This is a genomic window from Streptomyces chattanoogensis, assembly GCF_001294335.1.
Lineage (GTDB): Bacteria > Actinomycetota > Actinomycetes > Streptomycetales > Streptomycetaceae > Streptomyces > Streptomyces chattanoogensis.
Genome location: NZ_LGKG01000177.1, coordinates 22982 through 34171, shown reverse-complemented (window position 1 = coordinate 34171; position 11190 = coordinate 22982). Strand labels below are relative to the sequence as shown.

Genomic DNA, 11190 nt, shown 5'->3' with positions numbered 1-11190 from the left:
GGCCGGTGACGGGGGGTGGGGGCGGGGGCCGGCGTGCGGAGCGCGTGGGTCCGGGGTGAGAAGCGCGTGGTCCCGGGACAGGGAGCGCGTGATTCCGGGATAACGAGCGCGTGGTCCCGGGGCAGGGATCCTGTGATCCCGGGACAGGGATCCCGCGGTCCCGGGACAAGAAGCCCGCGGTTCCGAGACAGGCAGCTCTCGGTTGCAGGGAGCGCGGGGGGGATTCCCGGACGGGCAGCGCGTGGTGGCAGGCACGGAGCGTCGTCCGGCTAGTCCGAGGCCGCCGCGCCACCCGCCCTCCGCATCGCCATGGCGGCCCAGCCGAGGAGCCCAAGGGCCAGGACGAGCGTCCAGGGTGTGGTCGACAGCAGTGCGCCGAGCAGGTCCTGGAACGGGGTGGTGAACATGCCCTCAGGGCCGCTGAGCAGGCCGAGGAGCCAGAGGGTGCCGCCGGCGGCCGCGCCGATGGCCGGGGCGAACCGTACGGAGAGCGCGAGTGCCAATGACGCGGCCAGCAACGATTCTCCCAGCCAGCTCGCCACCACGGTCCGCCAGCCCGGCCCGTCCACCAGCGCCGAGCAGGCCAGGGCGAGCAGCACATCGACGCTGAGCACCACCGTCAGCCGGGCCAGGAACACCGCGGCGGGCGGCACCGGCAGGGTGAACAGCAGCTCGCGCCTGGGGTCCCGGCGCGGCGAGGCCACCAGTAGCGCGCCGAACAGCATCAGGAGGACGACGGCGCCGCCGAACACCCTTAGTGCGAGGCGTTCCTGGGTGAAGGTCGTGGCGAGCAGCGCGGCGCCGACGATGCCGAGGGCGCTCAGTGGCGCCCAGATCCGTGGCAGCAGCGCGGCCTGGCGCAGCGCGAGCAGTCCGGCCAGCCGCCAGGGCTCGGGGAAGCCGTGGGGCGCGAAGCGGCGGGCGGGCCGCGGCGGCGGTGCCACGGTCTCCGGGGCGGGAGTTTCCCCTTGCTGTCCGGCTGCTGCCAGCGCGGGTCCCATGAGGACGTCGAACGCGGGCACCGCAACGGTCTGTTCGACGGCATCGGCGCGCGCCGCGTCGCCGATGCCCTGCCAGACTGCCATCCGGGTACGGCAGTCCGGGCAGTCGTCGAGGTGCCGCTGGTGCTGCGCGGGGACCGCGCCGGGCCGGGAGAGACGCGCCAGGGCGTCGTCCGCGAGGTGAGATGTCATCGTCGTCCCGTTCCTTCCAGCCGCGTGGCGGCGAGCATCTTGCCCAGCCGCCGTCGCGCATGGGACATCCGGCTTTTGACGGTGCCCACCGGGATGGCGAGCACGGTGGCCACTTCCGGGTAGGCCAGGTCCTCGACCAGCACCAGCGCCAGGACCTCGCGCAGATGTTCGGGAAGCGCCCGTACCGCTGTCAACAATGCCGTGCGGTCGGCGTCCTGCACGATCTGGTCCTCGACGCTCGGCGCCGGGTCCGGCACGTCGTGCGCCTCGGCGAGATCCGTCAGCTGCGGCCGCGATTTCCGGAGCTGGTTGTGGGCCTGCCGTCTTGCCACGCCCAGCAGCCAGCCCCGTACGGAGGACTCACCGCGGAATCCGCCCGCCGAACGCCACACGGCCAGCCAGCTCTCCTGCAGGAGCTCTTCCGCTATCCCCTGGTCCGAGGTGAGTCTGCGGATGAGGCGGAGCATGGCGGCGGCATGCCGCTCATAGAGCGCCCGCAGGGCGGCCTGGTCGCCGCGGGCGACGGCGGTCAGCAGAGCTTCGTCCGAACACACACCATGTACGTATCCGGGGAGCCGTGATCGGTTCACGGATTCGCCGGATTCACCGGGATGAACTGACGTCCGGGTCGCCCGTCCGCGCCCGTGCACCGCTGCCGCACCTCCGTCCGCCCCATGGACAACTGCCGTGTCCTCGCCCCTTCTGCCGTGGAACTGCCAAGACTGCCAAGCAGGAGCAGAACGGTTGAAGCGCCGCGAATGCCCGTGATTGCGTGAGGTCCGGATCGCGATCCATGCACATCCACACGTCCATGTGATTTCAACGGAGGACACGATGGGAATCAACGGACCCGCCCAGACGCAGGACGACGGCCTGTTCGACCTCGACCTGGAGATCGGCGTCGAGAAGTCCGTCGCCGGCCCGGCCGTCACGAGCATCTCCTACTGCACCCCCGGGTGCACCAGCGATGGCGGCGGCTCCGGCTGCAGCCACTGCTGCTGACGTCACCAGCCGTTGGGGTCGGGCGGGCGAATCGCCCGGCCCCACCGGCCCTTTCCGAGCGAGGCACACAAGCGAGGCAGACAAGGGCAAGGGGGAGCCATGGGGGAAGCACGGACACCACAGTCGCCGTTCGCCGCGCGAGATCTCTTCTTGCTGCGCTCGCCGCTGGTTCCGGGCGCGCCCGGTCTGCCGCTCCCCCAGGAGGCCGGCCCGCAGGATCTGGGCGCCTGTACCGCGCTCCTCACCTCGGTCAACGACGACCCTGTCCTGGGCGAGGCGCTCGATCTGGCCTCCCCCAGTCTCAGCGCCCTGGTCCGCCGGGTCACCGAGCGCGGCGCCGCCGGTATCAAGGCCGGGCAGCTGCGCCGTGCCGCGCTCGCCGTGCTGCGCTACGACATCCGGATGCGGACCCGGCCCACCCCGTTCGGCCTGTTCGCGGGCGTGGCGACGGGGCGGTTCGACGCCACTGCCAAGGTGGAGCGCGGCCGCGCGCACCGTACCCGTACGCATGCCGATATGCAGTGGCTGACCAGGATCGGCCATCGTCTCGAGCGTGATCCGGCCGTGCTGGCCGCGCTCACCGTGCAGGCTCATCAGGCCCTGGTCCGCGCCGGGGACCGGCTGGTGCTCGTCTCGCCCTCCACCCAGGGTGTCGCCCCGGGCGGGAGCGGCGAGGGGCGCTCCTCGGTGTCCGTGCGCAGGACGCCGGTGGTGGAGCGGGCGGTGGCCGAGGCGGTCGAGCCGCTGCCGTACGAGGAGCTGGTCCGCCGTACCGCCGAGGCCTTCCCCGCCGCCCCGGTGGAGCGCATCCGTGCCCTGCTGGCGGAACTCGTACGGCAGGAGATCCTGATCACCGGCCTGCGTCCGCCCCTTGACGGCGGCGATCCGCTGGGGCACGTTCTCGGTCTGCTCGCGGGGGTGGCCGGGCCCGCCGAGGAGACCTGCCGGGTCCGTGCCGCGCTGCTGGCTCTCGACCGTGAGCGGCGGGCGTACGACGACCGTCCCGTGGGTGCGGGCCGTGCCGCGCTGGGCCGCCTGCTGGAGACCGCCCGGTCCCTCGAGCCCGATGACACGCCGCTGCACGTCGACACCCGTCTGGACACCGAGCTGCATCTGCCGTATGCGGTGCGCGAGGAGATCGAGGCGGCGACGGGTGTGATGTGGCGGCTGTCGCGTCCCAAGCTGGGGCTGTTCGCGCTGCGTGACTTTCACCGCCGGTTTCTCGATGTCTACGGCGCCGACCGGCTCGTTCCGGTGCTTCAACTGCTCGACGAGTCGACGGGTTTGGGTCCTCCGGCGGGTTATGGCTGGCCCAACAGCGAGGCCGCGCCGGTGCCGCCGGACGATCCGCGTACGGCCCGCCGTGACCGCGCGATGGCCCGGCTGGTGGCCGGGGCTCAGCGGAACGGACTGCGGGAGGTCGTCCTGCGGGACGCCGATCTGGACGAGCTGTGTCATGACGTCGCCGACCGGGCGGACCTGCCCAGTTGCTGTGAGGTGACGGTGCAGGTCGTCGCGCCCTCGACGGACGCGCTGACGGGCGGTGACTTCCGGGTGTTCCTCTCCCCGTCGCCGGGTTCGCACCGGGCGGGCGCCACCTTCGCCCGTTTCGCGGATCACCATCCGGGCTGGCGGGACGAGTTCGCCGCGCTGCACGGCGACAACCCGGTGCATATCGAGGGTGCCGTCGCGGTGGATCTGGCCTTCCGGCCGCGTTCCGGGCGGGCTGCCAATCTCGCGCACACCCGTCCTGCCACCGGCCGCCGGATCAGCGTCGGTGTGCCCGACGCTCCCGGGGTGGAGGAGCTGCGGCTGTCCGACATCGGTATCGGCGCCACGTTGGACCGGCTGACCGCCGTTCATCTTCCCACCGGCCGCGAAGTCGTCCCGGTGCTGGGCAATATGGTCAGTGCGCCCGCCCAGGCTCCCAATGCCGTGCGTCTGCTGTGGGAGATCGGTCTGGAGGGGCAGCGGCTGTGGGAGCCGTGGAACTGGGGGCCGCTTGCGGCGGCGCCGTTCGTTCCGCGGGTGCGCTACGGCCGGTTTGTGCTGGCCCCTGCGGTCTGGCGGCCGGACGAGATCCGTGCGGCGGCCGAGCGGCTCCGTGGTGCGACGGGCGGCGCGCGGGAGGGCGGGTGGGCGCGGGCGGTCGCCGAGTGGCGGGCGGCCTGGGACGTACCGCGGGAGATCCTCGCCGTGACCGCCGATCAGCGGCTGCTGCTCGACCTCGGCAGTGTCTGGCATCGCGAGCTGCTGCTCGACCAGCTGCTGCGCCATCCCGATCTGATCGCCCAGGAGGTGCCCGGCGCGTCCGAGGGGCGGCCGGCCGGGCCGCTCGCCGGGGAGGTCTCCGAGCTGGTCGTCCCGCTGGTCCGCCGGGAGACGGGCCTGCCGCGCCGCCGCCCGTACGCCGGCCGTCTCCAGCCGGACCGCACGGTGCACGGCCTCGGTGGCAACTGGCTCTATCTCAAGCTGCACGGTGCCGCCCGCGCCCAGGACGATCTGCTCCGTGACCATCTTCCCGAACTCATCAACAGGGCGGGCGAGTTGGGGGCGGACGGCTGGTTCTTCATCCGTTACACGGACGACGCCGGGCACCATCTGCGGCTGCGGCTGCACGGCGCGGACCCGGGCGCGCTGTGGGGTTCGGTGGCTCCCGGGGTCGGCGCGCTGCTGACGGACTGGCGGCGTGCGGGGCTCGTCCGCGGCCATGGCCTCGCGGAGTACGACCCGGAGACCGAGCGGTACGGGGGCCCGGCCGCCCAGCAGTCGGCCGAGCGGGTCTTCCGGTGCGACAGCGAGGCCGCCCTGGAGCTGCTGCGGCTGGCGAAGGATCCGGGCAACGACTACGGCGTGGACGAGCTGGCCGTCATCTCCTGCGCCGCCCTCGCGCATGCTTTCGGGCCGCCGTCGCCCGGAAATCCCCTGACGCCCGACTACTGTGGCGGGGACGGCGCGGCGGCCTGGCTGTCGATGACGGGTTCGCGCCGCGATCTGCCCGACGGGTTCCGTGGCCGGGCCGCCTGGTGGCGCCGCGTCGTCGACCCGTACGGCGGCTGGCCCGCGCTGTCCGGGGATCCGGCCGGTGCCCGGGTGCTGGCCGCGCTGCGCCCCCGGGACGCGGCGGTGCGGCAACTCGCCGACCGGGTGCGGGAGTCGGGCGGCACCCCCGAGGGGCGGGTCGTCGGGAGTCTGCTGCACATGGTGTGCAACCGGCTGTTCGGCGGCTCCAGTGCCCGGGAGATGACCGTGCTCGGTATCGCCCGCGGCGCCGTACAGGACCATCTCAACCGCCGGAGGCACCAGTCGTGACCACAGCCACTCTTACGGAGGGGACCATCGCTCTGGTCGCCGAGCGGCTCGCCGATCCCGAGCGCACCGCCGCCGTGGCCTCGCGCGACGACAACCGTGACCCGGTCTACGACGCGGTGATGTGGGGGCCGCTGACGCTTGCCAATGGGCTGCCCGGCACGGCCCTTCTCCATGGCGAGCTGGCCCGCGCCGACGCCACCTGGCGGCCGGTGGCGCATCGGCATCTGGCGGCGGCCGGCCGGGCCATGGCCTCCGCGCCGGGCCGGGGCCTGTTCTCGGGACCGGCCGCGCTGCTGGCCGCCGCGCAGACGTGCGCCGGGCGGGAGGGCCACTACGGTGCGTTGCGGCGCGGGCTGGCCACCTGGGTCGCCGAGGACCAGACGGCGCGGCTGCGGGCCTTCGGTTCCCGCGCCCGGGAGGGCGGCCTCGGTGTCGACTGGGCGGCGTACGACCTGATCAACGGGCTGTCGGGGACGGCCCGGCTGCTGGTGGACGCGGCGGCCGACCCGGCGGAGCGCAGCCCGGCGGTGGAGGAGGCCCTCACCGCGTCGCTGCGTCATCTGGTCGCGCTCGCCGAGCCGGTCCGGGTCGACGGCCATGAGGTTCCGGGCTGGTGGGTGCCGCCCGAGCTGCAGATCAGCGACCGTGACCGGGCGGACTATCCGCGCGGTGATTTCAATCTGGGGATGGCGCACGGGATCAGCGGGCCGCTGGCGGTGCTCTGCTCGGCGTACGAGGCGGACCGCGTGGTGCCTGGGATGCGGGGGGCCATCGAGGGCATCGCCGAATGGCTGCTGGGGTGGACGCTGCGGGACGAGGCGGGTGCGTACTGGCCGGCCCGGGTGGACTGGGAGGCGGAGGTCGCGGTGCGGCGGCCGGATGCGCTGTTCACCCGTACGGCCTGGTGTTACGGGACTCCGGGCGTGGCCGCGGCGCTGTACCGCGCGGGCACCGTGCTCGGCCGGCCGGGCTGGCGCGAGGCCGCCGTCGATGCGCTGCGCGCGGCGCTGCGCCGGGACGAGTCGCGGTGGGCGATCGAGGGGCCGACGGTCTGTCATGGGTACGCGGGCCTGCTGCGGGTTCTGGCGAGGGTGGCGGCGGCCTCCGGCGATCCCGTGCTGCTCGCGGGGTGCGAGCGGCTGACGGACCGGGTGCTGGGCTGCGTCGACGAGTCGGCCCCCTTCGCCTTCCGCCATCTGATGCGCTTTCCGGCCGCCGCGCGGTCGCCCGTCCCGCACCGGGCGGTGAATGTGGCAGGGATGCTCGAGGGTGCCGCGGGTGTGGCGCTCGCGCTGCTGCCGGTGGACGACGGGCCGCTGCCCTGGGACCGCTGTCTGGGGCTGGCATGAGGACGGAGCCCGCCGGGCCCACGGAAGGGAAGGTTGCGATGCCCCCGATGTTCTCGATGTCCCCGACGGTCTCGCACCCGCCGCCTCCCGCCGCCTTCGAGGTGTCCGGTCTCGTGGTGCGCTACGGCAGGCTGACCGCCGTCCAGGGGGTGTCGCTCGCCTCGGCCCCGGGCCGGATCACCGCGCTGCTCGGCCCCAACGGCGCGGGGAAGTCCAGTCTGCTGAGGGTGCTGTCGACGGCGGCGCGGCCGGACGGCGGCAGCGTGCGGATCTTCGGGCACGACGTCCGTGAGGCGCCGATGGCCGCCCGTACGCGCCTGGGGCTGGTCTTCCAGGAGCGCACCCTCGACAAGGAGCTGTCCGTCGAGCGCAATCTGTGGTTCCATGCGCGGCTGTTCGGGATGAAGCGCGCGGACGCGCGGGCCCGTATCGCCCTGATGCTGGAGCTGTTCGGCCTCACCGACCGCCGCCGGGATCCGGTCGAGGAGCTTTCCGGGGGGCTGTCGCGCCGGGTGGAGATCGCCCGCGCCCTTCTCCACCGCCCCGGCCTGATCATCCTCGACGAGCCCACCAACGGCCTGGATCCGGCCGCGCGCAGCGCCGTGTGGGCGGATCTGCTGCGGCTGCGGGACGAGCTGGGCGTCACGGTCCTGTATTCGACGCACTACATGGACGAGGCGGAGTACGCCGACGACATCGTCATTCTGCAGAAGGGGCGGGTGGTGCGGCGGGGCAGTGCCGAGCGGCTCAAGAGCAGTCTGGATTCGTCGCGGATCGTGGTGTCGTGTGCGGACGACGACGCCGCCGCGCGCCAGTTGCGGGCTGCGGGGTTCGCGCCGCTGCTGGGGGCCGAGGGGGTCTCCGTGCACTGCGCCGATCCGGAGACGCGGATCGCGGAGGTGGTGCGGGCCCTGGAGGTGCCCGGCCTGACCGTGTCCGTGCGCCATCCGTCCATGAACGACGTCTATCTGGCTGCCGCCGCCGGTCAGGACGGACCGTGCGAAGGGCGGGCGGGCGCCCGGGAGGAGGTGCGGGCGCCATGACCACCGCAGACGCCATGACCAGCGCGGTGACCGCCCCCGAGGCCCCCGCCGCTCCCGAGGGGCGGTTGTCCGTGGCGTTGCGCGCGGTCTCCGTGATCGCCCACCGCGATCTGCTTCGCCAGGTCAAACGGCCGGGTGTGCTCTTCAGCCAAGGCGTCCAGATCGTCTTCTTCGTCCTGGTCTACGCCGTCGGTTTCGACGGCATGATCCCCTCCGTCGGTTCGGTGCCGTTCAGCGCGTATGTCTTCCCCGGCATCATCGCCATCCAGGTGGTCTCCATCGGTGTCGCCTCCGGCCAGACGTATGCGTGGGACCGGGAGTACGGAGTGCTGCGCGAGCTGCTCGTCGCGCCGGTGCCGCGGATCTGTCTGCCGCTGGGGAAGGTGGCGGCGGGCGCCGGCATGGTGACCGTGCAGAGCGTGATCATGCTGGCGTTCGCGCCGCTGATGGGCGTGGATCTGACGGCCGGGCGGTTCGCGGCCGCGCTCGGCTGCTATGCGCTGGCGGCGACGGTCTTCAGCGTGATCGGTCTGTGTCTGGCCACCGTCATCACCCGGGTGCAGACCCTTCAGGCCACCGTCCAACTGGCCATGTTCCCCATGCTGTTCCTGTCCGGATCGGTTTTCCGTGCCCAGGACGCGCCGGGGTGGCTGGCTGTGCTCATGCATCTCAATCCCATGACGTACGCGGTCGATCTGGCCCGGCAGACCCTGCTGGGCGGCGGCGGGCTGCTGGTGTGGTGGGCCGATCTGGCGGCGCTGGGCGGGATTCTGGCGGCGGTGCTGGTGCTGCTGCGGGTGCGGAGCGGGCGGTGAGCGCTTCGGGCTGCCTCGAGCCGTCCTGGGCGCCGCTGCCCGCGCATGCCCGGCCGGGCGGGGCGCCGCCGGCCGAGGCGGAGGCGGCGGACGGCGTGCTGTCCGGGGTGCTGGGCTGGCTCGACGCCCATCTGGAATGGTTCGCGCCGCACCGCTGGGAGGAGTACCTCCCCCGCCGCCCGTTCCGGGCCGGTCCGCTGCTCGAACTCCTCGGCCTTGTCCGGCTGCTGGACCGCTCGGGCCGCCTTCCCAAGGACGCCCCCTTCCCCTCCCGGGCCCTCGACCTCGCCGAACGGGCCGCAGCCGCCCCGGACTTCACCATCGGCCTCCGCCGCGCCGATGAACTCTTCCCGTACCACCTCAATCTCATCGCCCTGCTGGAGCTGCTCGGCCGCCCGCAGCCCGCGCTGCGGGCGCTGGGCGAGGGCCTGCTGGCGGCGGGCGCCGGCGGCCATGCCCGGCCGCACAAACCGCCGCTCGGCCGGATCGAACTGCGCTATTTCCTCGACCGCGGCGGCTTCCCGGCCCCCGCCCCGCTGCCCGACATCGCCACGCTCTACCGCGAGTGCCTGCCCGCGCTGCGCCCGGACGTCCTCCACCTCACCGAGAGCGAGACCTACGCCCTCACCCATGCCCTCTTCTACGCAACGGACTTCGGGGCCCGTCCTCTGACGACCGGCCCCGGGGAGCCGGACCACCTGCTCGAGACCGTACGGGTCCTCCTGGCCGTCCACCTCTCCCGCGGCAGTCTCGATCTGACGGCCGAACTCCTGCTCTGCGCAACGGCGTTGGGGGTCACCGCCGACCCGCTGGTACGCCAGGGCTGGGCCGCCCTGGCCCGTGCCCGGCGGCCGGACGGCGCGGTGCCCAGCCCCGTCCACCGGCCCGACGTCCTGGCCGGGCTGACGGGCGACAAGGCCGCGGCGTATCTCTTCGGCAGCTGCTACCACACCACTCTGGCGGCCGGGCTGGCCGCGGCGGTACGGGCGGAGCGGGGACCGGGCGCGGGTGCGGCCCCCGGCCCCCAACTCCCCTGCGCGGCAGCCGAGGAGATCCGGCACTGGGCCGCCCAGGCGACCACGGCTCCCGACGGGGCATACGTGCCCCACCTCGCCCCCCTGCTGGTGCTGTGCGTCCAGGCCCGCGACGTGCCCGTCCTGACGGAGGTGCTCCGGGCCGCCGAGGCGCTCGGGCGCGGCAACGACCCGGTGGTGTGTGCGGCGGCCGCCTACGCTTGCGCGCAAACTCCCTAGCGCCCGGTACGACTTTGCACTCCACTGGGCGAGCGACACCCGGATCAACCCGGTACGGGACCGGCCCCCCGATATCAACGCCACATGATCGAGGACGTGCGCCACCAGGACGTGCACCGCCAGTCGGTGTCAGGCCGTATCCCGGCAGACCTCCGGGGTATCCCCGAAACGGCTCTGTGGACCCTCTATCACCGGGCCACCGAGGCGGCCCGCCCCGATACCGTGCTGTCCGACGCCCGTGCGGTGCGGCTGGTCGACGAGGTGGACTTCCCCTTCCGGGAGCGCCTCGGCGCGGTCCGGCCGTGGATGGCGCAGGCCATCGCGCTCCGCGCCCTGGCCTTCGACGGCGTGGTACGTGACTTCGTCTCCCGTCATCCCGACGGCACCGTGATTGCCCTCGGGGAGGGCCTGGAGACCCAGTTCTGGCGGGTGGACAACGGCCGGGTCCGCTGGGTCACCGTCGATCTGACCGATCCGCTGGAGCTGCGCAGGCGCCTTCTCCCGCATGGTGAGCGCCAGCGGCTGGTGGCCTGTGACGCCCGCGAGCACCGCTGGATGGCGGGTATCGACGCCTCGCGCGGGGTGCTGGTGACCGCCCAGGGCCTGCTGATGTATCTGCAGCCCGCCCAGGCCCATGCGCTGATCGGCGCCTGCGCGGCGGCGTTCCCCGGCGGCACGATGGTCTTCGACACCGTCTCCCGGCAGTGCAGCGCCCGTTCCCGCGCCGTCGTACGGAGACCGCGCGGCCACCGCCTGCCCCCGATGCCCTGGGGTATGGACGCGGCCCAGCGCCGCGGGCTGCGCACCGTGCACCCGTCCGTCACCGAGGTCACCGACATCCCCCTCCCCGCCGGCCGCGGCTTCCTCGGTTTTCTCGCCCCGCGGGCGGCGTGGGTCCCGCTGCTGCGGGGCGACCGGCCGCTGATCACGCGGTTGCGGTTCGGTACGGGGGCCGGGGCCGGGGCCGGCGCGGAGGCAATCGGCTTGTCCGGCCAAGCGCTGTGCGGCGACGATCGGCCGCATGACCACAGTGCGCCGCGGCCCCGTGGCCGACGCCCCTCCTGAGCGGCTCGTGCGGGAGTGGGGACCGGGGACGCCGAGTGCGGACATTTCACGGACGCGACCACAGGGTTGCTGACCGAGATGGCGTGCTTTGAGGGGTATGAGCTGGGGGCGCCTGTGCCACGAGGAGTTCGGGGACCGCGCCCGGATCGTCGGGAACA

General features: G+C 73.4%; 9 protein-coding genes. 7 read left to right on the top strand and 2 right to left on the bottom strand.

Translation table 11 applies throughout. The features are described 5' to 3' along the window. Window positions 1–269: 269 nt before the first annotated feature. Window positions 270–1193, bottom strand: coding sequence for a hypothetical protein (locus tag ADL29_RS33940; RefSeq protein ID WP_053927376.1), 924 nt, complete (start codon window positions 1191–1193; stop codon window positions 270–272). After that, window positions 1190–1747 (bottom strand): RNA polymerase sigma factor, encoded by a 558-nt coding sequence (locus ADL29_RS33935; protein WP_046925216.1) that lies wholly within the window; start codon window positions 1745–1747, stop codon window positions 1190–1192. The genes ADL29_RS33940 and ADL29_RS33935 overlap by 4 nt, the downstream gene beginning before the upstream one ends. Window positions 1748–2027: 280 nt before the next feature. On the opposite strand from ADL29_RS33935, the gene ADL29_RS42025 reads away from it, so the two are divergent. The 7 genes from ADL29_RS42025 to ADL29_RS33905 all read left to right on the top strand — a co-directional run bounded on the left by ADL29_RS42025 (window position 2028) and on the right by ADL29_RS33905 (window position 11032). Further along, window positions 2028–2195, top strand: coding sequence for a gallidermin/nisin family lantibiotic (locus ADL29_RS42025; RefSeq protein ID WP_078971490.1), 168 nt, complete (start codon window positions 2028–2030; stop codon window positions 2193–2195). 99 nt (window positions 2196–2294) lie between these two features. Next, a complete protein-coding gene (locus ADL29_RS33930) occupies window positions 2295–5507 on the top strand; it encodes a lantibiotic dehydratase (protein WP_053927375.1) in 3213 nt (1070 codons plus the stop codon). Further along, complete coding sequence (locus tag ADL29_RS33925) at window positions 5504–6856, top strand: lanthionine synthetase C family protein (RefSeq protein ID WP_053927374.1); 1353 nt, start codon at window positions 5504–5506, stop codon at window positions 6854–6856. Before ADL29_RS33930 ends, ADL29_RS33925 begins: the two co-directional genes overlap by 4 nt. Window positions 6857–6894: 38 nt before the next feature. Then, window positions 6895–7899, top strand: a complete 1005-nt coding sequence (locus ADL29_RS33920) for an ABC transporter ATP-binding protein (protein WP_245689744.1) — start codon at window positions 6895–6897, stop codon at window positions 7897–7899. After that, window positions 7896–8714 (top strand): ABC transporter permease, encoded by an 819-nt coding sequence (locus ADL29_RS33915; protein WP_245689743.1) that lies wholly within the window; start codon window positions 7896–7898, stop codon window positions 8712–8714. Before ADL29_RS33920 ends, ADL29_RS33915 begins: the two co-directional genes overlap by 4 nt. Continuing rightward, window positions 8711–9967: a DUF6895 family protein gene (locus ADL29_RS33910; protein ID WP_053927373.1), complete on the top strand. Its 1257-nt coding sequence runs from the start codon at window positions 8711–8713 to the stop codon at window positions 9965–9967. Before ADL29_RS33915 ends, ADL29_RS33910 begins: the two co-directional genes overlap by 4 nt. Window positions 9968–10051: 84 nt before the next feature. Then, window positions 10052–11032 carry a class I SAM-dependent methyltransferase gene (locus ADL29_RS33905; protein ID WP_078971489.1) on the top strand — a complete coding sequence of 327 codons (981 nt, stop codon included), beginning with the start codon at window positions 10052–10054 and terminating at the stop codon, window positions 11030–11032. Window positions 11033–11190: the final 158 nt, after the last annotated feature.

Coding starts and splice junctions, on each gene's coding strand:
- ADL29_RS33940 (WP_053927376.1), bottom strand. CDS start 1,193: ATGACATCTCACCTCGCGGACGACGCCCTGGCGCGTCTCTCCCGGCCC.
- ADL29_RS42025 (WP_078971490.1), top strand. CDS start 2,028: ATGGGAATCAACGGACCCGCCCAGACGCAGGACGACGGCCTGTTCGAC.
- ADL29_RS33930 (WP_053927375.1), top strand. CDS start 2,295: ATGGGGGAAGCACGGACACCACAGTCGCCGTTCGCCGCGCGAGATCTC.
- ADL29_RS33920 (WP_245689744.1), top strand. CDS start 6,895: ATGCCCCCGATGTTCTCGATGTCCCCGACGGTCTCGCACCCGCCGCCT.
- ADL29_RS33915 (WP_245689743.1), top strand. CDS start 7,896: ATGACCACCGCAGACGCCATGACCAGCGCGGTGACCGCCCCCGAGGCC.
- ADL29_RS33905 (WP_078971489.1), top strand. CDS start 10,052: ATGATCGAGGACGTGCGCCACCAGGACGTGCACCGCCAGTCGGTGTCA.